The sequence below is a fragment of the Rhodococcus sp. IC4_135 genome (genome assembly GCF_011602025.1).
Taxonomy (GTDB): Bacteria; Actinomycetota; Actinomycetes; order Mycobacteriales; family Mycobacteriaceae; genus Rhodococcus_F; species Rhodococcus_F baikonurensis.
In genome coordinates, this window is the sequence record NZ_JAAOLG010000039.1 from 8,956 (window position 1) to 35,613 (window position 26,658).

Consider the following 26,658-nt stretch of genomic DNA (forward strand, 5'->3'; position numbering starts at 1 on the left):
CTTAATGAGGTGAGGGTATCAATACTGTGAGCCCTCGTATAGCGGTCGACCCCGCGGAGCGATGCGACGTATGTCATAGTTTCGCCGCCTCCTTCACGTCGTCCCCGTCGACGATGGCCGCGGCCTCGATCACGTCGACCAGCTGACCTGCCCATTCACGGACTGCGACCGCGTCGACGCGGTCGGCACGGAACCCGAGAGTTGCAAAAACAGGCCCTTCGCCAACCGGCTCGTAAAAACTCAACGTCACATCCGCATCGGGTACTCCCACCGGAATCGGTACGAGAGAACCGAAGTCGCCGAGCCCGTCCAAATCCGCCTGTTGGTGATGGATCACCATCACCTGAGGTCTCATGGACGCCGGATTACCCAGAGCCTGCTCGACATACACATATGAGACGTCCTGATTGCTCAGCGCTTCCAGATTCCCCTCCCTCACCCGAGCCAGCAATTCTACGAACGTCGGACTACCGGACGTATCCGTGCGCAGGAGAACAACATTGAAGAAGGATCCGATCATCGGTTCGAGACGGGGATCCGACCTGCCCGCAACCAGCGAACCGATCGGAAGATCGGTACCGGCCCCAGCCTTCGTGAGAACGGCGGCCAGCGCGGCTTGCAGGACCATGAACATGCTCGTGCCGGTGCGCGCTGCCAGAGCATCGATCCTGGCGTGCAGATCGGCGTCGATGTCGACAGAGACCACGTCGCCCCGAGGCTCCGAGTCATCTTCCGGCAACGGAAGATTCACACTGGTCGGTATTCCGTCGAGCGCATCCTGCCAGTACGCAAGTTGCTTCGACGCGCGGCTGCCCACGTCCAGGGGGTCTCCCAAGAGCTCGTCCGACCACACGGTGTAGTCGGCGTACGTCAACGCAAGCTCGTCCCAGACCGGTTGATCTCCCTGCGACCTGGCTGCATAAGCAGAGACCAGATCTCCCAACAGCGGCACTACGGACCACTCGTCGACGGCGATGTAGTGCATGACGAGAAGCAGTGTCCGAGAACCGTCTTCACCGAGCACGAGGTGCACTCGCAACGGCGGTTGCTCACGCAGATCCATCGGAAGTTGAGCCAACTCGAACACCGCTCGGCCCAGGTCGCCGGCACCGACATCGACGACATCGACAGTCGGCCGAACCGATTCCCTCGCCACGATGATGCCGTCGACCTCGACGAATGTGGTCCGCAGGGGTTCGTGCCGCGATGTCACATCGTCCAATGCGTGCCCGAGAATCTCCGGATCGATCTTCGATTTCAGGGTCAGTGCCAGAGCATGGCTCGCTTGCGGATGTGCGCCGGCAGAACGGAACAACTCCCACTGACGACGTTGCGGCGCAGACAGACCCCTGGTCTCCGGACGCCTCACCGCCGGTGCCAGGACCGGGCGTCCACCTTCCGAACGCGCAACAACTGCCGCCAACTCGGCCACGCTCGGTGCATCGAACACGTCTCGAATACTGATGTCCACACCGAATGCTTCACGAATGCGACCGACCAGTTTCATCGACGCCATCGAGTGCCCACCGAGTTCGAAGAAACTGTCGTGGACTCCGACGCTCGGGAGTTGCAGTATGTCCGCGAAGGCAGCCGCAACGGTGGACTCCACGACAGTGCGAGGAGCAACATCACCTGCCAGCTCCGACCAGTCCGGAGCGGGCAACGCCTTGCGGTCGAGCTTTCCGTTGGGTGTCAACGGCAGGGGGCCGTCGAGGGCGACGACCATCGTCGGAACCATGTAGTCGGGCAACGACACTGCAGCGAGATTGCGCACTGCCGTCGTGTCCACCACCACGCCGGGCTCGGGTGACACATAACCGACCAGACGCGTGATTTCGCCCTGCCGATCCGCGACGACCGTTGCCTGCTTCACCGTCGGATGGGCACTGAGGGCTCCGATGATTTCGCCCAATTCGATTCGGAAACCACGGATCTTGACCTGATCGTCCACACGGCCGAGGAAGTCGATGTTCCCGTCAGCCCGCCACCGCGCTCGGTCACCGGTGCGATACATGCGATCGCCTGCGGTGAAGGGATCAGCAATGAATCTCTGGACCGTCAGATCGAATCGGCCCAGATAGCCTCTCGCCAGGCCGCGGCCCGCGATGTACAGCTCGCCGGATACTCCCGGCGGAACCGGACGCAGTTGATCGTCGAGCACGTACGCCTGTTCGTTGGGGTCGGGGATTCCGATGGGCACGGCGCCGTTCCAACCTGGCTCCGCCTGCCACAGTGTGTTGTTTACCGTGGCTTCGGTGAGTCCGTACGCGGCAAGCAAATTCAGCCGCTCTGCCCATCGCCCGATCAGCTCCGGCGGCACCGTCTCGGTTCCGACCAACACGGTGCAGCCTTGCGGTACTTCACATCCTGCCGGAAGGGCTGCCAGCAACGAGGGCGGGATGATCGCGTGGGTGACACGATTGTTCGTCATGAAATCGGTCAGCGCCGGGCCGGCAACCCGGGCGCTCTGCGGCACGATCACCAGGGTGCTGCTCGTGCACAGAGCCATCGCCAGTTCGAATACCGCGACGTCGAAGCCGACCGAAGCGAACTGCATCACCACCGAACCCGGTACCAGTCGCATCCGAACCTCGGCTGTGGCAACAAGACTCGGAATACCGTCGTGGCACAGCACGGCTCCCTTCGGCTTGCCGGTCGAACCCGAGGTGTAGATGACGTAAGCAGCGTGGCTGACGCCAACTGGTGGCCGGGGAGTTTCCACGATCGCTGCCTCGTCCAGTTCTGCACGGATCAGCGGATCGTCCAGGAGGATTCGCTCGACGCCGACCACATCCTCGATTCGAGAACCCTCCTCGGAGGTGGACAGCAGTACCGAGGAGCGAGAATCGGTGAGCATGTACGTGATGCGCTCGCTCGGGTGACTCAAGTCCAGGGGCAGATACGCTGCCCCCAGCTTGAGCACGGCGAGGACCGACGCGACCATCTCCACCGAGCGCGGGACGGCAAGTCCCACCACGTCTTCGACCGAGACCCCGCGCCGATACAGCACACCGGCTATCCGATCACACTGCTCGGAGAGTTCGCGGTACGTGGCCTGCCCCGCTTCGTCGCGCACCGCAATCGCCTCGGGCGTAGCAGCGACTCCACGCGCGAAAGCGTCGTAGAACGTCTCTTCCGGCACGTCGACGGCGGTGTCGTTGAACGCGGTGACAACTTGTTCGAGTTCGCCTGGCAAGAAGATGTCGATGTCACCGATCTCAATGTCGGCCGATTCCACGACTGCAGAGATCACCGATTCCAATCGGTTCGAAATTCGCTGTGCGGTTTCGCGATCGAAGAGGTCACTGCCGTATTCGAGCCGGACGTCGATGCAGCCTTCGTCGCCCAGGTACTCGGTGAAGTTGAACACCAGATCGAACTTGGCCGTGTACTCCTCGAATTCGAACGGATCCCCGCCCGTCTCCTCGCGGCTGTGATAGCCGACCATCACCTGGAACAGCGGGTTGCGTGCCAGGGTGCGCGACGGATTGAGGCGTTCCACCACAGTTTCGAACGGAACGTCGGCGTTGGCGAAGGCCTCGAGATCTCCCTCCCGAACGCGATCCACCAACTCCCGGAACGTCGGGTTGCCCGACGTATCCGTGCGCAGCACAATGGTATTGACGAAGAAGCCGACCAAGTCGTCGAGCCCCTGTTCGCTGCGTCCGGCTACCGGAGCGCCGAGGGGAAGGTCCTCACCCGCTCCGAGCGCAGTCAGCAACGCCGCCGACGCCGCGTGCAGGACCATGAACATCGAACTCTGGCTCTCGCGCGCCAGATTCCGCAATGCAGCAGTTGTCTCCATGCCCAACCGTGTCACCACTGCCCCACCGGAGAAACTCGGTCTGGCTGGTCGACTCCGATCGGCGGGAAGCAACAGTTCTTCGGGGGCGCCGTCCAAACTCTTCGCCCAGAAGTCCAACTGCGTGCTCAGGACGCTCGACGGATCGTCGGCGCTGCCGAGTAATTCCCTTTGCCACAGGGTGTAATCCGCGTACTGCACCGGAAGCGGTTCGAAAGCTGGCTCCTCGCCCTGAATCCGAGAGGAGTAGGCAGACATCAGATCCCGAAGGAACGGTCGATCGGACCATTCGTCCGTTGTGATGTGATGCAGAACGATCACGACGACTACTGCATCGTCCACCCGGATCAGACGTGCACGAATCGGAATCTCGTTCGCAAGGTCGAACGGACGGCCCACCGCCGCTGTAACCTCACCGGCGCCGCCGGCTTCTCCTGAATGAACTGTCTCGACCGGAACCGTCGCCGATTCGAGAATTATCTGTTCCGGCGTTCCGTCGACCAACCTGAACACCGTACGCAAGGATTCGTGTCGTTCGACCACATCGTCCAGCGCCGCGGCGAAGACGTCCGCGTCCAGTGCACCGTCCAAGCGGAGCACGATCGGGAAGTTGTAGGCCGCGGAGTTCTCCTCCATCTGTCCGATCAGCCACAATCGCTGTTGAGCGGCAGAAAGGGGGAGGTGGTCCGGTCGCGGCTTCGCGACCAGCACCGGTCGCGTCGATCCCTGCTCGGCCGCAATACGTTCCGCGAGTTCCGCGACCGTCGGTGCTTCGAAGAGATCACGCATGGTCAGAGCGTTGGGAATGGCGATCCGAGTTCGGCTGATCAGTTTGGTGGCCAGAAGCGAGTGACCACCGAGGTCGAAGAAGTTGTCGTCGACACCGATGCCGTCGACGTCCAGCACGTCGGAGAAGAGTTCGCAGAGGACCTCTTCCGTACGGTTTCTGGGCGCGATCGCTACCCCACTGCGCTCCCCCAGCACCGAATCGGCCGTGGGCAGCGCCTTGACGTCGAGCTTTCCGTTGACGGTCATCGGCAATGTCTCCACCTCGACGACCACGGCCGGAACCATGTAGTCGGGCAGGAGAACGCGCGCCCGCGCGCGGTAGTCGTGCGCGACGCCGAGGCGCACCGGTGTCACGTAGCCGACGAGTCTCTTGACTCCACCCGCCCCGACGTCGACCACCACCGCTGCTTGCCGCACGTGTTCGTCGGATTCGAGAACGGAGACGATTTCGCTCGGCTCGACCCGGTGACCTCTGATCTTCACCTGATCGTCGGTGCGGCCGAGGAAGTCAAGGTTGCCGTCACCGCGTCGCCGCACCAAGTCACCGGTGCGGTACATACGTTCTCCGGTCCCAGCCGGATCGGCGACGAAGCGCTCGGACGTGAGCGCGAAGCGTCCGAGGTAGCCGCGAGCCAAACCAGCTCCGGCAATGTACAGTTCGCCGGCAACTCCGTCGGGGACCGGTCGCAGCCAGCTGTCGAGAATGTGCGCCGTGGTGTTCCAGATCGGCTTACCGACGGTCGGGGTGTCACTGTCGGCAGTTCCGCCACCGAGGGCGTTAATCGTGTATTCCGTCGGACCGTAGAGGTTGTAGCCCACGGTTCCCTCGGTGTCGCGCAGCCGGTTCCACACCGAATCCGGAACGGCTTCACCACCGAGCAGGACCAGTGGCGGGCGGTGGTGCCCCACACCGTCGTCGAGAAGTCCGCTGTCGATCAGGTGCGTCGCGTAGGTCGGTGTCACGTTGACGACGTCGATGTCCTGAGCGTCGCAGTATGCGACGAGCGCCTCGGCATCACGACGCAGATCCTCGTCGCAGATGTGCACCTCGTGGCCTTCCACGAGCCACAGAAGTTCCTCCCACGACATGTCGAAGGCGAAGGACACGGTGTGCGCGATCCGCAGGCGCCGGCCCGCCGCGGCGATGACCGGTTCGAAGATCGCCTCGCGGTGGTTGAACTGCATGTTCGTCAAGCCGCGGTATCCGGTGACCACGCCCTTGGGCTTGCCGGTCGAGCCGGAGGTGTAGATGACGTACGCGGGGTGGTCGAGTCGATGCGGTGCCCCCGGGGCGAATGCTCCGAGTTCCGACGCGGAGAGCGCCCGTGCCGAGATCGTCAGTCTCCTTGCCGCAGTGTCCGGCTCGTCGATCACGATAGTGCGGACGTCCGCGCCGTCGAACTTCGGTGAGGCGGCAACGGTGGTCAGCAACACGACGGGCCGCGCGTCGTCGATCATCACGGCCAACCGTTCGGCTGGATGGTCGAGTTCGAGTGGTAGGTAGGCCGCGCCGGTACGCAATACGGCGAAGAGCGCGACAACCATGTCCACCGATCGTGGTAGACCAAGGGCCACAATTCTTTCCGGACCGGCCCCGTAGTTGATCAGCAACCGCGCCATCCGGTTGATCTCGCCGTCGAGATCGGCATAGGTCATCCGACGCTTCCCGAACACGAGTGCCGTGTCGTTCGGTTGCACCGACGCCACCTCTTCGAACAAGTCGGCAATGGTGCGCTCCGGCAACTCTCGGATCTGCGTCTGCTGCGCCACTACAGGCACCGGAGTCGCAACAACCGAACCTGTCATGTCCTGCGACCAACTCTGCAGCAGGTCGACGAAGTGACCGAGCAGGTCCTCGGCTCGACGCGCGGTCACCAGATGCGGATGGAACTCGAACTTGACGTTGACGGTGGTACCCGGTGTGACCACGACGGTCAGCGGATAGTGCGTGTGATCGATACTGTCGCTGCCGCTCACGTCGTGAGCGGCATTGAGTGCGTCGACTTGTTTCTCGTCCACGAAGTTCTGCAGGACTATCAGCACGTCGAACAGTTGACGATGTTCGGACAGACGTTGAATCGAGGCCAAGCCGAGGTAGTCGAACGGCATCAGTGAGAGACGATCCGCCTGCGTGCGGCGAAGAAGTTCGTCGACGCTCTCGTTCGGATCCAGTTCCAGCCGAACGGGAACGGTGTTGAGGAACATTCCCACCACGGTGTCGATTCCCGGCACCTCGGGAGGCCTTCCGGCAACGGTGGAGCCGAAGACGACATCCTGTCGACCGGTGGCCGACGCCAGCACCAGGGCCAGCGCTGCGTTCAGTACGGTGTTGAACGTGACGCCGGACGCGGCGGCACGCTCACGCAGGGCGCGCGAAAGCGATTCCGGCAGAACCACATCTCGGCGATCCGGAAGCTGACGTTCGGCGTCCGGCGCCGGCACGGCGACAAGCGTCGGCTCCTCGAGGCCTGCCAGCGCTCCGCGCCACGCCTCGTCGGCGGCAGCACCGTCGCGATCGGCCAACCAGGCGAGGTACGTCTCGAACGACCCCTCGGGTTCACCGAAGGCGCTGTCGTCGCCACCGGTATCGTAGAGCGCCAGAAGCTGGCTGACGACAAGGCCGTTGGACCAGCCGTCCCACAGCAGGAACTGCCGGTTGATCACCAGACGATCGTGCCCGCCGGGCAGATGCAGCACGCTCATACGCCACAGCGGCGGTGCTGTCAGATCGAATGGAGTAACTCTGTCCAGGGCAGCGATCCCCTCGGCGCGCTCACGAGCCGCCGAGTCGTCGAGTTCACGGAGATCATGGACGGCAACGGGAACGTCGAGTCCCGCGCTGAAGAACTGCACGGGCTCGTTCAGTCCTTCGCTCACGAACCCCGCTCGCAAGGTGGGATTTCGTCGTTGAAGTGTCCGAGCAGCCTCAGCCAACCTGTCCACGTCGAGCGTGTGCCCGAAGTCCATCGAGAACTGTGCCGTGTAGATGTCCCCGCCAGTGCTTTCACTTCTGTCCGAATATCCGGCCTGGAAGTACAGGCCTTCCTGCAACGGTGACAGCGGCAGGATACGGCTCACACCTGCCGGGCTCGCATCGGCTATCGCGTCGATCTCGGCCTGACTCAGGTCGAGCAAGGTCACATCGGACGGAGTCAGGAAGGGCGGACCGTCGTGACGTGCGGCCGCAGCCGCCAGATCGCCGAGTGCCGAAACCCAGCCCTCGGAGAGTGCCAGCGCGTCAGTATCGGACAAATCTTCACTTGCCCAGGCGAAGTCGGCGCGAAGCTCCGAATCGACACTCACGACATTGACGATCAGCCGGTACGGGCCTCCCATGTCCGCGTCGGGATCGGTGGACATAGCGTCGGATTCCGCCGCCAGAGACCATGCGGTCGATCCAGGAGCCGTCGCACGTCCGAGATAATTGAACAGCACCTGAGATTCGGAACGCCCCGCCAATATCGTTGCCGTGCGGGCATTCACGTACCGCAGCATCCCGTATCCGATGCCGCCGTCCGGTGCACGTCGCAGGCTCTCCTTCACCTCACGCAAGGTATCCACCGGATCGGTTCCGCTGTGCAGTCGCGTGGGCGCGATGGTGGTGAACCAGCCGACTGTTCGCGACAGATCGGTTCCCGGCGCCAACTCCTCCCGGCCGTGCCGTTCGAGATCGACCAGCAATTCGTACTCACTGCGGCCGGTGGAGCGACGCCAGCGATCGACGGACATCGTCAGCGCTGCCAACAGAACATCCGTTCCCTCGGCACCCACCATTGCCGCAACCGATCCAAGTGCTGCCTCGGAGATTGCTCCGTCCACCGTGACCGTGCGCCTCGAGCCTCCGGATACGACGGCATCGCCCGCTGCATCGGGGATCAACTGTGCGCCCGGAGCGGTCACGGTCAGCCAGTGATCGAGTTCGGCGAATCGATGAGCACTGTATGCGTGTTCGGCCACCGTGCGGGAGAAGGTACGCAGCGAAGTTCCGACGGCATCCAGTGCGGCGGGCTCTCCGGCTTCGACTGCCACCCAGGCCATCGCGAGATCCTCGAGCAGGGTTGCCCAGGAAACCCCGTCCACGACCAGGTGGTGCGCGACTATTGCGAGCCGGCCCAGATTCTCCGCGCCACAATCGAACCAAACCACCGAGACCATCCGCCCTGCAGACGGATCCAATCGACTGGTCGCTGCTTCGGAGTGCTCCGCAATGAGCGTTCGCAAATCGCCGTCGTCCAGTCCTTGCGCGTCGACTCGGGCGACCACGTCCGCTGCCCGGACACTGCCGGGTTCCTCGACCCGCGCCGACCACATGCCGCGGTCATGTCGGATCAAGGTTTGGCGAAGCCCGTCGTGGTGATCGAGCACCGCCTGCAACGCACCGGTGATCGAACCGAGAGATGTTGCCGGAGAGTGGATCAGAACTGCCTGGTTGAAGCGATCGGTACCACCCGCCCATTCGGACAAGCGGTGAACCACCGGCAGCGGTACCAGCTCACCCACACCGATGTCGGCCGAGGCGGTGGCAATCGAGGTGGCGACATCACCCACCGTTGCGGCGATCGCGGCGGGAGTGCGCAATTCGAAGATCTGACGCGGGGTCAGCACTACCGAATCACGACGAGCCAGGTTGACCAGTCGGATCGCCAGGATACTGTCGCCGCCGAGAGTGAAGAAATCGTTGCGCACCCCGACACGGGGCAGTCCGAGAACCGTCGCGAAATGCCCGGCGAGAAGGTCTGCAACGCCCGAGGAAACTACTCCCGTCGAGTCGCCCACCTGTGCCGCGAAATCCGGTGCAGGTAGTGCTTTTCGGTCGAGCTTGCCGCTCGGGCTCAGCGGCAGTGACTCGAGTCGCACAAAGGCGCTGGGCACCATGAATTCCGGTAGCACCGACAGCAACTGAGCGCGAACCGCAGCATCATCAACATCGCCGACCAGATAGGCAACCACCTGTGCGCGGTTGCCAGGACCGTCTGTTCGGACGATCACGGCACTGGCCGTGACTCCGGGGCACAGCGCCAACTGTGCTTCGATTTCACCGAGCTCGATGCGGAATCCACGAACCTTCACCTGCTCGTCCACGCGGCCGAGGTACTCGAGGACGCCGTCGGCATTCCACCGCACGATGTCACCGGTCCGGTACATCCGCGAACCGCCGTCGCTGTACGGATTCGCCACAAATCTTTCGGAGGTGAGTCCCCCACGTCCGTGGTAACCACGCGCCAGTTGTGGTCCCGCCAAATACAGCTCACCGGTGGCACCGGCCGGGACGTTCTGCAGGTAGGGATCGAGAACGAACAGGCCGGTGTCGGCTGCGGGTACGCCGATCGGGACACTGACGGCGTCTGCCGGAGTTTCCTGAACGGACGGCTGCCAACTGACGTCGACGGCGGCCTCGGTGGGGCCGTAGAGGTTGTCCACCAGAACGTTCGGCAGGATCTCGGCGACCTTGCGTGCAACGTGAACGGGCAGTGCCTCACCGCTGCAGTTGACGATCTCGAGGGAAGAGCACAGTGCTGCTTTCGGCTCTGCAAGAAACACTTCGAGCATCGACGGAACAAAATGCACTCGGGTCACGGACTGTTCGACGATGACGTCGGCCAGGTAGCCCGGGTCCTTGTGCCCGTCCGGCTCGGCCATCACCAGGGTTGCCCCCACCAGGAACGGCCAGAAGAATTCGGGAACGGAGACGTCGAAACTGGACGGGGTCTTCTGCAGCATCCGGTCGGAAACGTCCATCGGACGTATCTGCTGTGCCCAGAGCAATCGGTTGACCACACCCTCGTGGGTGACGACAACACCTTTGGGACGACCGGTCGAACCCGAGGTGTAGATCATGTACGCGGCATCCGCGGGTGATCCTGGGGCACTCAGCGGATCGGCTGGGAACTGCGCCGACTCCGATACGGTCACCCGCGGAACCGAACCCGAATCGAGTGAAGAGTCTTCCGACACCACGACGCACACCGGATCGGCGTCACCGAGCATGTACGTCAGCCGCTCCGCCGGGTAACCGGTGTCGAGGGGCACGTAGGCGCCCCCGGCCTTTCCGATGCCGAGTATCGCGACCATCAGTTCGATGGAGCGCGGCAGGGCAACGGCCACCAACGATTCGCGTCCGACGCCACGTTCGCGCAGCAAGTGCGCGAAACGATCAGCGCGAGAGTGAAGTTCGGCGTAGGTCAACGACTCTTCACGGAAGATCACTGCGGTGGCTTCGGGCGTACGCCCGGCCTGATCACGCAGCAGCTCGGTCAGCGTTGCGCGCGGCCGATCCAAGGCCGTGCCGACGCTCCCCGGCTGTGCGGGTGCCAGCGCGATCCGGCCGATGACCTGGTCGAGATCGCGAGAGAGCTCGGCGAGTACGACTGCGAGAGCTTCGGCCAGCGACGCAGCGGCATCGCCGTCCACCTGAGCGGCGTCGTACTTGAGCTCCAATGCCAACCGATCGCCGGGGACGACGATCAGCGTCACCGGGTAGGCCGGCCGCTCGTCGAATCGAATTCCCGTCAGTCGCACCGAGTTCGTCGGATCGGCGATAGCGGTGTCACCGAGTGGATAGTTCTCGAACACGACCAGTGATTCGAAGTTCTGCTCCAGTCCGCCGGTCCGCCGCAGTTCGGGTAGACCCAGGTACTGATGGTCGAGTAGTTCCGATTGTTCCCTCTGCCAACGAGAAAGTGCTTGCGAGGCTGTCTCTGCCGGATCGAAACGCAATCGCGCCGGCACAGTGTTGATGAACAGGCCCACCATGGTCTCGATGCCCGGCAGGTCTCCACCGCGTCCCGATACTGTTGATCCGAACAGCACGTCGGTTCGGCCGGCCATTCGGCCGAGCACCAGTCCCCAGGCGCCGTGCACGAGCGTGCTCAGTGTCAGTCCGTGTGAGCGTCCGTTGGTCACCAGTGCGCGCGTGTCTAGGTCGGTCAGTTCGACTCGGGTAGCGTGGATCCCGCTGCTGCCCGCACTCGGCGCGGGAAGTTCGACCGCGGGCCCGGGAGAGTTCAGAGCTTTCCGCCACACCGCCGCCGAAGCGTCGTGATCGTGACCGGCCAACCATTCGAGATAGCTACGGTACGGCGCCGGGTTCGGGAGCACGACGCCGGAATCGGCAACGCTGTACGACGCCATCAGCTCCCGCAGCATCACCGGGACCGACCATCCGTCTGCGACCGCGTGGTGAATCGACTGCAGCAGAAGGTACTTCTCCGAGGAGGCACGGACCAGCGTGTAACGGACGAGCGGCGGATGCGCGAGGTCGAACCCGCGCGCGCGGTCGACTGAGAGCAGTTCGTCCACGTCGGCGCCGGCATCCGTGACTACTGTCATCTCCACGACGACGCTCGGGTGCACCACCTGCACCACTCGACCGTCGCCGAGGACCGAGAATCCGGTGCGCAGCGCCTCGTGCCGATCCACGACGGACTGCAGCGCACGGCGCAGCGATGCGCTGTCCACGGCACCAGTCAGTTCCACAACCTGTTGCACGACATACTGATCCGATCCCGGATCGGCAAATGCCGAATGGAAGTAGATCCCTTCCTGCAACGGAGTGAGCGGGAGAATCTCGTCCGCCTTCGGCAACCCGTCCACGTCGGTCTGAGTGAGCGCCACCAGAGGGTAGTCGGACGGTGTGGCTCCGCCGAAAGCGGCGAGCCCGGCCACGGCCTTGAGCGAGTCCAGCCACAGCCGCGCAAACCTGTCGATGTCGCTACGCAGGAAGATGTTCGACGCCCAGGTCAAGGTGGCTCGCAGTCGTGGACCACCCGCAGCGTCCTCGGCTACGACGTCGACCGACAGTGCGTGGCCCAACGGCATGGACGGATCGGCAGCACCGTCCATCGACACCGGGAACCAGTCCCCCTCCGCAACTGCAGTGCGCCCCAGATAGTTGAGCACCACCTCGGGCGCTGCGACGCTACGCAACTGATCCGAGCCGCCGAGGTATCGCAATGCTCCATATCCGAAGCCGGTGTTCGGGACGCGTCGAAGTTGCTCCTTGACGTTCTTGAGAACCCCCGCCAACTCGCCGCTCGCTTCGAGATCCGGAGCGGCTGCACCGATCTCGAGTGCCACCGGGAACACTGTGGTGAACCATCCGACAGTTCGTGTCAGGTCGACGTGGGCAGCGCCGTCGCCGCGAACGACGTCCTCGTCGCGTCCGTGACCTTCCAAGTCGATTGTCACCGATCCGGCACCGCTCCACTTGGTCAGCGCAACGGCCAGTGCGGTGACCAGTACTTCGCTCACGTCGGCCCCGAATGCCCTTGGAACACTGCCCAACAACCGATCGGCGAATTCCGGAGACAGGGTGATCGATCGCGCCGCAGCGGTGCGCGCGGGGTCAATTGCCGGGTCGAGTGCCCGACGGCCGAGGGGTGACTGTTGTGCCGACGTGACCGAGTCCCAGAACTCGATTTCCGAGTCCAGTCGCCCGGCTCCGACCGCCTCCGAAACGAGTTCGGCATACCGTCTCACGGAGGTACCGACCGGAGCGAGCGAGGGTTCGTCGCCATTCATCGCTGCGATACCGGCGCGCGCGAGGTCTTCGAGGATGATGCGCCAGGAGACACCGTCGACCACCGCGTGGTGGATGGCAAGCAACAGTCGCCCAGGACCTGTCGCAGTAGTGAAAAGAACGGCACTGACCATCGTTCCGTCAACCGGATTCAGTCGCCTGACGGCTCGCTCGGTCTCGGCGACTAACAGTGGCCCGCATTCTTCGAGCGGCACCGATAGCGCCCGGGTCTCGAAGACCACAGCCGCTTCGTTGGTAGCCGGAACAAGCAGCGTTCCGTCGGGAGTCAACTTCGCACGAAGTGCATCGTGGCGCGCCACGAGGACATCGAGCGCCGACTTGACGTGTTCGGACGTCAAAGCCGACGGGGTCTGAATCAGCGCTCGCTGATGGAAGGTTCGTACTGCGTCCGGTGTCCCGAGGACCCTGGCAGCGATGGGCGTCGTGGCTACGTGACCGATCGGTTCGTCCGCATGATCGACGATCTCAGCCGTTCGGCCGGATTGGGCACGCGCCATGGCCTCCGCGGTGCGCAGTTGGAACACCTCGCGTGGACTGATCGACAAACCGGCTGCACGAGCCGCCGTCACGAGCGAGATCGCGACGATGCTGTCCCCGCCCAGTGCAAAGAAATCGTCGGTCACGCCGACCGAATCGAGACCGACTGCCGACGCGATCAACGTGCAGAACTGTTGTTCGACTTCGTTTCTCGCAGCGACATGCGCGCTCAGTTCGGCTAGATCGGGCTCGGGAAGCGCTCGACGGTCGAGTTTGCCGTTGGCCGTGAGCGGAAACTCGTCGAGGACGGTGACGGTGGTCGGGATCATGTAGTCGGGCAGCTTGCTCGCCGCCCACTCGCGAATGTCCCGCGAGTCGATCGCACGGTCAGTCCCCGACGCTGCGCTCACGTAAGCGGCGAGATACTTTGCCCCTGTGGGCGCTTGACGCACCAGAACTGCCACATGCCGCACTCCAGGGTGCGAGATCACCGCGGCTTCGACATCTTCGAGTTCGAGGCGCATGCCACGAATCTTCACCTGATTGTCCGTGCGTCCGAGGAAGTCGAGGGTGCCGTCCGGGGCCCATCGGGCCAAGTCACCGGTGCGGTACATCCGGGATCCGGCCAGATCACCCGTGACAAAGGGATCCGCGACAAAGCGAGATGCGGTCAGCGCCGACGCGCCGACGTATCCGCGTCCCAGCAGGAAGCCCGCGGCGTAGAGTTCGCCGCCGGTGCCGACCGGAACCGGCTGCAGGTCGCCGTCCAACACGTACAGGCGAGTGTTGGGGTTCGGCCGACCGATGGAGGTCGCGATTCGTTCCGCGTCCTCTCGGTAGATCACATGGGAGACACCGATGGTCGCTTCCGCCGGCCCGTAGCCGTGATACAGCGTCGTGGACAGTTGGGCGCGGAACCGGTCGAAGAGTTCAGGCGTGAGAACCTCACCGCCGCACCACACGTGCTTCAACGAATCGAGCTGATCGGTCTCGTTCGCCAGGTCCAGCAGTATGTCGAGCATGGACGAAACCAGGTAGACGAAGGTGACCGATTCTCCGGCGATCAGGTCGAGTAGGTATTGCGGGTCGCGTTCCCCCTCGGGCTTCGCGATCACCAGTCGACCGCCGGACACGAGCGGGAGCAGGATCTCGTTGATCGAGATGTCGAACGAGAGTGGGGCTTTGAACAGCGAGGCATCGCTCGATCCGAACCCGAGAACCCGCTCTCGCTGCCACAGCAACCGTGCGCAGATCGCCTCGTGGCGGATCATGGCGCCCTTCGGGCGTCCGGTCGAACCGGACGTGAAGATGACGTACGCCAATTGGGCACCGTGAATACGAACGTCGGGCGTCATGACCTCGGACAGGACCGACGGCCCGTCCTCGTATGCCCACGCGGTCAGATCGACCGGAACGGAGTCGTCTACACCGTCCGAGGTGAGCACCAGTGTGGCGCCCGCGTCGGCGAGTACCGATTCGCGGCGTTCCGCAGGCCATGACGGATCCAGCGGAACGAAGGCACCACCGGCACACATGACGGCCAACAACCCCACCACCATCTCGGCGGATCTCGGAAGCCCGATCGCCACAACGGTTTCGGTCGCAACACCGCGAGAGATCAAGTGCGCGGCGAGCTGTGATACCCGACTTTCGAGTTCGCCGTAGGTCAGCCGGACGTCCCCGTCGACCACGGCGACAGCGCCCCGATCGGCAGAGAAGCTGCTGCGCAACAAATCCGGCACCGTCGTGACGGGCTGCGGCTCTGCGGTGTCGTTCCACCCGTGGAGCACGAGTTCTCGTTCCGCGAGCGACATGGGGTCGAGTGCCGAGATCGGAAGCTGCGGCTCGGCTACGAATCGATCGAGGAACTGTTCGATTCTCGCGGTGTGATCGGCCAACTCCCTGTCGAATCCGGCCGGGGCGCGGACGTCGATCTCGATCGGCTCCCCGTCCTGACCACCGCGCACACTCAGATCCAGGTCACTGACTCGACCGGTTACCGAATTACGCACGCGCACCGGGCATCCGCCGAAGGTGAGTGTGTGTTCGAACATCATCGAGTTGATGCCGGGACCGAAGACCTGACGGTCGGGATCGATCGCCCGAATGTCGCGAGCGAGATCCTCTCCCCGGTAGCGCCCGTGCTTGAGTATCGAGATCAGGGCGGTGTCGAGTCGAGTTGCCAACTGGCCGATGGTTTCCGAGCGTTCTACTCGAATACTCAGCGGAAGAATCGTCGACGCCATCGAGGGAATGCGACGCATGTTGCGCCCCACCCGAGCCGCCATCGGCACCGAGACGACAACGTCGTGCTGTCCCGTGGTTCGTGCGATGTACGCGATCAGCGCCGCCATGGGCAGGCGAGTTCGCCGAATCCCGGCGTCGGCCGCATAGCGATAGAGCTGTGCCGCACGATCGGCATCTAGCGTGAGCACTGCCGAGATCGGGGGCAGCGAATCATCGACCTGCCCATGCAGAATCCGCGTCGCTTCCGGTCCTGATTCGACTCGCTGCACCCAGTACTGACGGTCGAGCTCGAACCGCGGAGAGTTCCGGTAGTCCTGATCGGCTGCAACCACTGCATCGAGTGACCATCGCGGTGCGTCAGTCCCCAGATTCGGATTGTCGTATCTTTCTGCGACGTCGGCGACGATGAGCGAGATGCCGTAGCCGTCGACCACACTGTGGTGATAGCGCTGATACCAGATGACTCGGTCGTCGGCCGTCAGCAGAAGTGTCTGACGGAAGAGCAGATCGTCCGCACCGAAGACCCGGGCCATGTCGGTGTCCATCCACGACTGCGCTGCCGAATCGGGATTCGCCTCGGCCCGAAGGTCGAGAATTTCCACGTCCCAGCGTGCATCCGGAATCGGCACCTGGATCAGCTGGTTGTCGGCATCGACCTCGAAGTTCACGAACAGTGCTTCGACGCGTCCGACGGTGGCCCTGATCGCCGCTGCGGCGCGCTCGACGTCGATGGTGCCGTCGACCTCGACGACAAGTCCGATGTTGTACACCGGGCTACTCGGATCGACGTTCTGAGCAACCCACACCTCACGCTGAGCGGCCGTCGCCGGGAGCGCTGCGTCCAGATGGCCACCGCCCGATACAGACGGGTGAGCTACCTGAGAGTGGTCAGACATCGAGAATCCGATCATCGTCGTTCATGCTCATCGAACGACGAACACCCTCGCAAGTTTAGGGTAGGCTACCCAGGAACGTGAAGGTACGCTCCCACCCTGGTCAGACCTGTTCCCACGGACCGAATTCGAGCAAAACGTCGATCGCCGTCTTACCGTCCTGCGGCCGAACGACATGTTCGAGGGCATAGACCCTCGACCCCTCCGCTGCGCGAGCGAGATCGGAAATACCGGGCAGAATGGTCGGTTCGGGTGGACCGCCCACACCACGATGGAAGTTCTCGATCGAATGCCCCAGATAGAGGACGCGCCCGCCTGGAGTCAGCCACTCCCCGACGCGCTTCAGGGTTTCGGCCAGCTCGTCGACCTCGAGGTGAAGAAAGCTGACCAACACCAGGTCGACCGCCCCTTCCGGTTGCCACGTAGTCGCGTCTCCGACCCGCCAGTCGACAACGTTGTCCCGGTCACTCGCCCGTGCCAGATCGATCGCCACGGACGAGTAGTCGACCGCGGTCACCGACCAACCCTGTCCGGCCATCCACCGCGCATGACGGCCGTCGCCGCAGGCCAGATCGATCGCAGTGCCCGGCGTCAGGTCGGCAATGCGTGTTGCGACGGTTCCCGCCGGGTCGACTCCCCATGGCTCCGTCACCGCTCGGTATCGCTCGTCCCAGTCGTGTGCGTCCAAGATCTCTGCTCCTCGTAGTCCGAATCACCATCACTGATCAAGACGGTGCCCCGAGCAGCATAGAGAACCCGCGAACGTGACAGACACATACCCCTGGGGGTATACAAGTGGAGATCAGAAATACCCCCACCCGTATCAGGAGCGAAGATGTCAGCGACCAGAACAGTCACCGCGGACCCACCCACCCGAACCGGCGGCATACTCGCGCGCCTCGGTCGATCGATGGCGGAGCACACCCGCCTCGTTCTCGGTGTCTGGTTGATCGCGCTGGTTGCCCTCGGCGCCGCAGCACCCAGCGTCTTCACCTCCTTGGCCGGCGCAGGTTGGCAGGCGAACGGATCCGAATCAGTGCAGGTACGCGAGTTGGCCGAGCAGCATTTCGGTGGAAACTCCTCCGCCGCAGTGCAGGTGGTCGTTCACTCGGACTCTCTGCCCATCACGGATCCGTCGATGCAGCAAACGCTGGCCGCGGCAACTGAAATCTTTTCCGCGGACCCACGTTTCGGTGAAGTCGTCACTCCGCAGCCCGGAATGACCATCAGCCCGGACGGACATACCGGCATCATGATCGCGGGCGCAAACGCAAGTACCGACGAGATGGTCAGTGCGGTAGACGAACTCGGCAAGGAACTCACTGCATTGTCCACGGACACCATCGAGGTGTACCCCACCGGCGCGTCGGCTTTGTGGAGCGATTTCAACAAGGCCAATCACGAAGCGATGATCAAGGCCGAAATGATGTCGTGGCCCGTCACTCTCGCGATCATGGTGTTGGCCTTCGGCTCCCTGGTTGCTGCAGGACTCCCACTGCTTCTGACACTCGCAGGTCTGGTCGCCTCGGCGGGCGGGCTTGTGATCCTCAACGAGATCACGCCGATTTCCGTGTGGGCCATGAACTTCGCGATGATGTTCGCTCTCGCACTCGGCATCGACTACGCACTCTTCCTCGTCGCCAGGTTCCGAGAAGCACTGCGAAGCGATCCGGATCCGCGGGCCGCCGTGGCTCAAACGATGGACACCGCCGGCAAAGCTGTTGTCCTCTCCGGCCTCACAGTTCTGGTCAGTTTGTCTGCGGTGCTCATCGTTCCAGCCCCGGCCGTACGCACGATGGCTGTCGGAATCATGCTCGCTGTGATCTTCGTCCTCGCCGCAACACTCACCCTGCTACCTGCCGTGCTCGGCCGGATCGGCGCCAAGGTCAACGGCGGTTCACTACCGTACGCAAAGCGCCAGCAGCACCGCTCCCCGATGTTCGCAGCTTGGGCATCACTGCTGCACAAGCACCCGTGGCCTTTCGGCATCGGCGCCTTCATCGTCCTTATCGCCCTAGTCGTTCCGGTCTTCGGACTGAAGGTTGCAATGCCCTCCATCGCCGTGGTTCCCGAGGACGCCCCAGTTCGACAGGGATACGAATTGGTGCAGCAGCAGTTCGGTGACGGGGCACCCGGAATGCTGCAGATCGTCACCTCCGCCGACGATGCAGCCGACACCTCGCGTCTTGCCATGAGCGTTGACGGCGTCGCCATGGTCACCCCGGCGCAACAAGCGGCCGACGGATCCGATCTGGTTATGCTGCAAGCAGTTCCCACTGTCGATCCGTCGGATCCTGCGATGGACACCATCCTTGCCGACCTTCGGTCGCAACTGCCGGAATCGGCGCTTGTCGGCGGCGCTCCGGCCGAAAATCTCGACCTCCAGCAGGCACTCGACGACTACCTTCCCATCGTCGTGGTCGTGATTCTGACGCTCGGATTCCTGTTGCTGCTGATCGCCCTCCAGGCACCTCTGATCGCCTTGATCGGCACGCTGGTCAGCCTGCTGTCCACCGGGGCCGCATTCGGAATCGCGAAGCTGATCTTCCAGGATGGTCACGGCGCAGGCCTACTCGGCTTCGATCCCCAGGGTTTCCTCAACGGGTGGGGTCCGGTCTTCTTCTTCGCCATGATCTTTGCCATCGCGATGGACTACACGGTATTTCTGCTCTCGAGCGCCAAGGAGCACTACGAACGCACAGGTGACCCCGCGATCGCACACATCGACGGCCTGGCACATTCAGGTCGGGTCATTGCGGCGGCAGCGGCGGTGATGGTTGCGGTCTTCTTCACTTTTGCGCTCGCAGATCCCTTGCCACCCAAGGAAATGGGCATCATTCTCGGTGTAGCCGTCCTCCTGGACGCAGTGCTCGTCCGCTTGGTGCTGCTGCCCGTTCTCCTGCGTCTCACCGGCCGGACAGCCTGGTGGGCGCCGGTATGGCTACGTCGCGTCCTGCCGAACATCAGCTTCTCGCATGGCTGATCGTGTACCCGACATCACTGTTTTCTTGATACCCCCAGGGGTATGGTGGGAGCAAGAGAAATCGAAGCCAACGGCATCGAAGACAACGACATCGAAACAACGGCAAGGAGCGGGCAATGACAACACCCACAGAACCGATCGCGATCGCAACCAAGGTCGCCGGAACTTTCGACGACGTCGTCACCCGAACGCGTGCTGCTCTCGCCGAGCAGGGCTTCGGCATCCTGACCGAGATCGACATGCAGGCAACGCTCAAGGCGAAGCTGGACGAGGACATGGAGAAATACCTGATCCTGGGCGCCTGTAATCCACCCCTTGCCCATCGGGCAGTCTCGGTGGATCGCCAGATCGGTCTCCTGTTGCCGTGCAACGTCGTCGTCCGAGAGGATACGACCACGGAGAATTCGTTCTTCGTCGAAGCAATGAATCCCGCTCTCATGGTGCAGGTTTCCGGCGAACCCGGCCTGGAGTCCGTGGCAGCCGACGCAGCCGTCAAGTTGCGGGCGGCCGTCGACTCGCTGATCTGACACCGCACCCGGATCAAATACTGAATCAACACTGACATGCCCCCAGGGGTACCCTCGGTCGCAGCACGAACACTCGAGAAGGGGCCACCATGACCGGCGACGAAGAGAGCATTGCGCTCGTACTGAACAGGCTGCGGCGTGCCCACGGCCAACTTGCCGGGGTCATCTCGATGATCGAGAACGGCCGCGACTGCAAGGACGTCGTCACGCAGCTCGCAGCCGTGTCCAAGGCGCTGGACCGAGCAGGGTTCAAGATCGTCGCTTCCGGGCTGCGTGAATGCCTGAGCGGTGACAGCGCCGACGGTCGAGAACCGATGACCGAGGCCGAACTCGAAAAGCTGTTCCTGGCCCTGGCCTGAAATACGAGAAGGGCCTGACCCGCAGTGAGCAGGTCAGGCCCTTTTTCGCGTGCGAAGAACTACTTCGCCAGGAAGTCGATCAGCACCTTGTTCACGGCCTCCGGACGCTCGAGGTAGCCGTAGTGCCCGGCGTCGGGAATCTCTTCGTACGACGCCGTCGCGATGCAATCCGCCACCTCGCGGGAGAGGTAAGGCGGGATCATGCGGTCGTCGGCGAAAGCGACGGACAGGCACGGGCGCATGATCGACTTGTATGCTCCCCGTCGATCGAAGGCGCGGTCCATGCCGAGCTGTGCGCGAACACCGGGTGAGGTTGCGCCGCCGGTGAACTCGAAGATGTCCATCCAGTCGCGTGCGGAGTGATCGTCGGCGAGCGTGGCCGGCGAGAGGTTCATCACCGCGGTCACTGCGGCACGGTACTTGGCCGGCAGGGCGACGCCACTGTCGAACAACTGGCGCTCACCCTCGGTCAGGACCTGCTGGAAATGATCCATCCGGGCATGGCCGGCGAGGAACACGGCTTTGCGAACCAGATCGGGCCTGGCGAGCGTCAGTTCCTGCGCTACCCGGGCGCCCATCGAGGTGCCGATGACGTGGGCCGGGCCGCCGCCGAGGTGCTCGATCAACCCGGCGGTGTCCGCAACCATGTCGGGCATCGTGATGCCGCCGAGGCTCTCGCCGGACGGGGCGATTCCGCGGTTGTCGAAGGTGGCGACGCGATAGCCGGCGGCCACCAGAGCCGGCGTCTGGTGCAGATCCCAGACGCGACCGGGGCTACCGGTCCCCATGATCAGCACCACCAGATCTCCATCACCCTTGACCTGGTAATTGATGGGGATTCCGTTGATTGTGGCGACCGTCATGTCAGCCTTCCTCCTCGTACGTGTGATCAACAATTTTGGTTGGATAGCCTAAGCTGATGGGCGGTCGTGTGACCGCAACCCCAGCCCATGCTCGTCCAGGAGGACCCCCGTTGAGAGTCGCTACGCTCGGATACCAAACCTGGGGCCACCGTACCCTGCAGGCCTTGATCGACTCCGATCACGAGGTCGTGCTGGCGATCACACACCCGAAGAGTGAACACGTCTACGAACAGATGTGGGCGGACTCGGTTGCAGATCTGGCGGCCGAGAACGGTGTACCCGTTCACGTGGCGAACAAGCCTGACGACGCCTTCAAGGCCGCGCTGGCCGAAGCTGCTCCCGACATCATCGTCGCCAACAATTGGCGCACCTGGCTGCCGGCGGAGGTCTTCGACGCACCCAAGTACGGCACCCTCAACATCCACGATTCGCTGCTCCCCAAGTACACGGGATTCTCCCCGCTCATCTGGGCTCTGATCAACGGCGAAGAAGAAGTCGGGCTCACGGCGCACCTGATGGACGAGGAACTCGACGCGGGCGACATCGTGCTGCAGCGTTCGACGACGGTCGGCCCCACAGATACCGTCACCGATCTGTTCCACCGCACGATCGACATGATCGGCCCCATCACACTCGACGCCCTGGATCTGATCGCGTCCGGCCGTACCGACTGGACGCCGCAGGACCGCTCGCAGGCCACGTTCTTCCACAAGCGCGCACCGCAGGACAGTCACGTCGACTGGTCCTGGCCGGCCGAGGTCATCGAGCGTTTCGTCCGAGCACAGTCCGATCCGTACCCCAACGCTTTTGCGGAGTTCAAGGGCCGGCGCGTCCGCATCCTGAAGGCGTCCGTCTCACGCGGGCACTACGGCGGAACCCCCGGCCGAGTGTTCATCCAGGAAGACGACGGCATGGTGATCGTCGCGGGCCCCGACGCGTGGTCGGGCAAGAACAAGGGACTTCGGATCGAGCGCGTCCGACTCGACGACGGCAGCGAGTACACCGCCGCCGAGTTCTTCCCCCACGGCGGCGGGTACCTCACCTGATCGTCTGAACGCTCTCAGTCGCGACCCTCCCAGGCCGCCCACAGTTGCGCGTAACGCCCACCCGCGGACACCAGTTCGCGGTGCGGGCCTTCTTCTACGATCTGCCCGTGTTCGAGCACGATCACTCGGTCGGCGCCTGCAGCTTGGGTAAGCCGGTGTGCGACAACCAGAGTGGTGCGGCCCTCCGTAGCAGCTTCGGCAGTCGCTTCCAGTTCCCGCGCTCCGGCGCTGCCCGCCTCCGCTGTTGCTTCGTCCAGTACCGCGACGGCGGGATCGGCCAGCACCAGTCTCGCCAAGGCCAACTGTTGCGCCTGTGCCGCCGTCATCTCGTGCCCGCCTTCACCTACGACGGTCAGCATTCCCTCGTCGAGAGCCTCCACCCACTCGTATGCGCCGACTGTCCGCAGTGCCGCGGCTACGTCCTCGTCCGAGGATTCGGGAGCCGCCAATCTCAGATCCTCGATCAGGGGTCCGGCAAAAACGTGGACCTCCTGACTCACGATCGCGATGTGGCGTCGTAGGTCGTCGAGGTCGGCAAGCGGGACACCGCCGATCGACACCCGCCCCGACGTCGGAGTGATCGAACCGGCAGCGATCGCCGCAAGCGTCGTTTTTCCGGCTCCGGTCGAACCGACGAGCGCCACGCGCTCCCCCGCTCGCAGGTTGAGCGTCACTCCATGGAGAACCTCGTGACCACCGTCGTAGCTGTGCCGAATGTCATCCAGACGCAGCGAACCGTCAGCCGGAACGGAACCCGCATCCGTCGACGGCTCCGTTTCCTCGATCTCGACGACGCCGACCAGTCGCGCGAGGCTGGCGCCGGCCGACTGCACTTCGTCGAAGGTGTAGAGCAGCGAGCCGATCGGGTTGAACAGGCGATGGAACAGCAGGGCAGCAGTCGTCGTCTGACCGACCGTCACGACGTCCTCACGAACCAGCAGGAATCCGACGACCAGAATCATGGACAGGCCCACGAATTCAGCGCGGTTACCGCGACCGGCGAATCTGGTGAACAGGCCGAAAACTCCGACGGCCAGATCACGCGCTTTTGCCGACGCCGCATCGATCTGACCGAGATGTTCCTTCTCGAGGCTGTACGCGCGCACGGTCTTGGCACCCTGGAGACTGCTGATCAGCGCTTGTGAACGAGCGCCCATCGCTACCCGCTCGGCAGCGTAAACGGGAGCCGATCGTGGCAGGTACCACTTGAGCGCCAGCGCGTACATCGGCAGCGCGACCATGCCGGCCAGACCGAGTCGCCAGTCGAGTCCGAGCATGGTCACCATGCTCAGAGCCACGAGCAGAACCGCCGCGATCATGCCGGGAACCACGTCGGACACGGCCTTGGCGATCACCGAAACGTCGTCGCCGACTCGTGAGAGCAGATCGCCCTTGCCGACCTTCTCGACGGTCTGGATCGGCAGGCGCAGTGCCCGGTCCACGGTCCGCTCGCGCAGATCCGCCAGGATCGTCTCGCCTAGCCGCTTGATCAGATAGGCGGCCACACCGGTGAACACGCCACCCACGATTGCGGCAGCGGCGATGATCACGACCACCCCGACGATCGTCGACGTGGGCGCGTTGTCCCGGACCCGGTCGACCAGGACACCGAAGACGTAGATCGGCACCAAGGCCATCGCCGACGCCGAAGCCGCGACGATCAGGACCAGCAGGCTCTGCATCCGGTGCTCGGCCAGCGCTGCCCGCAACCACTTCCAGGTCTGGCGACCACTCGCGATCGGCAACAACTCACGCTCGGTCACCTTCTCCGCGTTCTCCCCGGCCGGCATACCGGTAGTCATGTCCGTGGCCGTCACCGCAGCACCGCTCCTCGGTAGTTCGCGTCGCCGCGAGAGAGTTCGGAATGTGTGCCCGTCGAGGCGATCACTCCGTCGTTCAACACGATCACTCGATCCGTCACGGCCAACAAGGCCGGACTGCTGGTGATCAATACCGTCGTGTGGATGCCGCCGGCACCCTCGTGCCGCAGTTCTGCGATTCCTTCGGCGATCGACGCCTCGGTCACCGCGTCCACCGCCGTCGTCGGATCGTGCAGGACCATCACAGGTGCCTGTGCCACCAAGGCCCGAGCCAGGGCAACGCGTTGCCGCTGACCTCCCGACAAACTCGCGCCCCGATCGGTCACTTCGAGATCGAGACCGTCCGGATGTGCGTCGACGACATCCGCCGCTGCCGACGCCACCAGAGCGCTCTGGATGTCGAGACCGGCAGCATCACCGGCGCCCGCGGTCACGTTCGACGCGAGCGATCCGGAGAACAGATCGGTGATGTGCGGCTCCACCAGCACTGTGCGGCGCGCCAATCGCAAGTCCATGTCGGACAGGCTGATTCCGCCAACCCTCACCACTCCGCGATACGCGTCCTGCGCCAGCTGACCGGACAGGACCGCGACAAGAGCGTCGGCGTCCTGCGGCTGGTAAGCCACGACGCCCAGCAGTTCCCCAGCGGGCAGATGCAGATCGATGCCCTTGAGGGACTTGTACTCGACTCCGTCGAGAGTCAGGTCGGTGCCTTCGAGCTCGGTCTGCGAACCCGCGCCCCGCAGCGGCTCCGCGTCCAAGACCAGTGCCAGTCGATCAGACGATGCACGCGCCACCGCGAAGTATCCGGGAATGGACGCAAGCAATCCGAGCGGTTCGATGATGAACTGCGCAAGCCCCACCACGGTGATCAGTTCACCGACCGTGATCCTGCCCTGCAACGCGAAATATCCCGCGAAACCGGCAACACCGACTGCGAGCAACGCACTGATGGTCGCGGCGACGCCGGTGTAGATACCCGTTGCCTTCGCCGTGCCGATCGTGGAAGCGAGCGCCTGACGGCTGACGGTGCGGTAGCGCGCCGACGCGGTCTTCTCGCCGCCGATCCCGCGCAACGGACGCAATCCGCTGACCAGATCCGTAGCCATCGCCGACGCTCGCGCGATCGACGCCTGCTGACCGGTGGCCCTCGACGTGATGAGCGGCGCCGCCAGTTGCAGCAGACCGAGAATCACCGGCGTTCCGATCAGAACGGCCAGTCCCAGCCAGAGGTCGATCCACACCAACGCCACCGCCGACGCCACCGCAGCGGTCAGGGCGGCGGCGGCGCGCGGAACGATGTCCGCGATCCACGACGTCTGCTCGGCGTCCGATGTCGAAACGGTCAGCAGTTCACCTGATCGCAGATCGGTGCGCACCCCACGCGGATCGAGGACACGGTGCGCCACCTCGAGCCGGAGCCGATGAGCCTCCTGCTGCATCGCAGTGACGATGAACCGTGCACCGAAACGCCACGCGGCCGTCAGAACGAGAAACAGAGCCGCGAGACCCACGATGGAGACGATCAGGGCCGTGGTGTCCGAAGTCTCCACCGCACGGTCGATGATCACACCGATGGAGATCGGCACCGCCGTCTCGGTCAGTTGGTGCAGACAGACCAGAACCGTGCCGATAGCGAGCGGGCCACGGTTACGGACGAGGACGCGTCGCAAAATCGCAGCACCGCTGTGATTGCCACTATCCGGCTCGTCCGAGTCGACGGTCACACTCGAGGGGGTCGAACTCATGGAACTCCAAGCATCGATGGAAGCGATAAAGTTGAGTACAGAGATAAGTAAGTCGACCCTAATACATGAGCAACTAGCGTCGACACGCCCAGTTCTCATAGAGTCGCGAGTAAGAACCATTGCTTGCGCCGTGCAGGCAAGCACGAGAGGAACATGATGGCTGAGAACACGACCGTCGAAACCGAGATCGCGGACGAGGACCTCGAGCCCGTAGCGGACGAAACTGCTCGTCAGGCACAGCGCGTCGTCGCTGCCTACGCGGAAGATGCCGACGAGTGCAGGATGCTGCTCTCGATGCTCGGTATCTCCCCCGCCGCCAAGCTCGACTGAATCTTTCCCTCACCGACCGAGAAGGAACCACGTGCCTGTCAGTCCGGATTCGACCAGTTCAACCCTTTCTGACAGCGCACCTGCTTCTTCGACCGGTGACGCCGTGTCCGGGCAGGCTGAGTTCGTCGTCGTAGCGAACCGCCTGCCCGTCGACCTGGAACGGCTTCCCGACGGCACCACCCGATGGAAGCGAAGCCCCGGCGGACTGGTCACCGCTCTCGAGCCGATCCTGCGC

At 63.7% G+C, this 26,658-nt stretch carries 10 protein-coding genes and 1 pseudogene; 6 read left to right on the plus strand and 5 right to left on the minus strand.

Features of this window, described 5'->3' with window-relative positions; translation table 11 throughout:
• Positions 1–73: 73 nt before the first annotated feature.
• Both G8767_RS31570 and G8767_RS31575 read right to left on the minus strand, forming a co-directional pair.
• Positions 74–16,750: a non-ribosomal peptide synthetase gene (locus G8767_RS31570; RefSeq protein WP_240952938.1), complete on the minus strand. Its 16,677-nt coding sequence runs from the start codon at positions 16,748–16,750 to the stop codon at positions 74–76.
• Between the two features lie 100 nt (positions 16,751–16,850).
• A complete protein-coding gene (locus G8767_RS31575) occupies positions 16,851–17,435 on the minus strand; it encodes a class I SAM-dependent methyltransferase (RefSeq protein ID WP_166813790.1) in 585 nt (194 codons plus the stop codon).
• Between the two features lie 147 nt (positions 17,436–17,582).
• On the opposite strand from G8767_RS31575, the gene G8767_RS31580 reads away from it, so the two are divergent.
• The 3 genes from G8767_RS31580 (at position 17,583) to G8767_RS31590 (ending at position 20,616) form a co-directional block, all read left to right on the plus strand.
• Positions 17,583–19,730, plus strand: a complete 2,148-nt coding sequence (locus tag G8767_RS31580) for an MMPL family transporter (RefSeq protein ID WP_166813792.1) — start codon at positions 17,583–17,585, stop codon at positions 19,728–19,730.
• 116 nt (positions 19,731–19,846) lie between these two features.
• Positions 19,847–20,257, plus strand: a complete 411-nt coding sequence (locus G8767_RS31585) for a DUF302 domain-containing protein (protein ID WP_166813794.1) — start codon at positions 19,847–19,849, stop codon at positions 20,255–20,257.
• A gap of 89 nt (positions 20,258–20,346) precedes the next feature.
• Complete coding sequence (locus G8767_RS31590) at positions 20,347–20,616, plus strand: metal-sensitive transcriptional regulator (RefSeq protein WP_095971462.1); 270 nt, start codon at positions 20,347–20,349, stop codon at positions 20,614–20,616.
• Between the two features lie 59 nt (positions 20,617–20,675).
• Here the strand turns inward: G8767_RS31590 and G8767_RS31595 are convergent, their stop codons facing one another.
• A complete protein-coding gene (locus G8767_RS31595) occupies positions 20,676–21,479 on the minus strand; it encodes an alpha/beta hydrolase (protein WP_095971463.1) in 804 nt (267 codons plus the stop codon).
• A gap of 110 nt (positions 21,480–21,589) precedes the next feature.
• Between G8767_RS31595 and G8767_RS31600 the strand changes: the two genes are divergently transcribed.
• Positions 21,590–22,525, plus strand: coding sequence for a methionyl-tRNA formyltransferase (locus G8767_RS31600; protein WP_166813796.1), 936 nt, complete (start codon positions 21,590–21,592; stop codon positions 22,523–22,525).
• Positions 22,526–22,539: 14 nt separating this feature from the next.
• Here the strand turns inward: G8767_RS31600 and G8767_RS31605 are convergent, their stop codons facing one another.
• Positions 22,540–24,315: an ABC transporter ATP-binding protein gene (locus G8767_RS31605; RefSeq protein ID WP_095971490.1), complete on the minus strand. Its 1,776-nt coding sequence runs from the start codon at positions 24,313–24,315 to the stop codon at positions 22,540–22,542.
• A 23-nt stretch (positions 24,316–24,338) separates the two neighbouring features.
• Entirely contained in the window at positions 24,339–26,093 is a 1,755-nt protein-coding gene (locus G8767_RS31610) for an ABC transporter ATP-binding protein (protein WP_095971465.1), read from the minus strand.
• A 156-nt stretch (positions 26,094–26,249) separates the two neighbouring features.
• Between G8767_RS31610 and G8767_RS31615 the strand changes: the two genes are divergently transcribed.
• Positions 26,250–26,423, plus strand: coding sequence for a hypothetical protein (locus G8767_RS31615; protein ID WP_164490548.1), 174 nt, complete (start codon positions 26,250–26,252; stop codon positions 26,421–26,423).
• 31 nt (positions 26,424–26,454) lie between these two features.
• Positions 26,455–26,658 (plus strand): annotated as a pseudogene (locus G8767_RS36640) (trehalose-6-phosphate synthase); the annotation flags it as partial.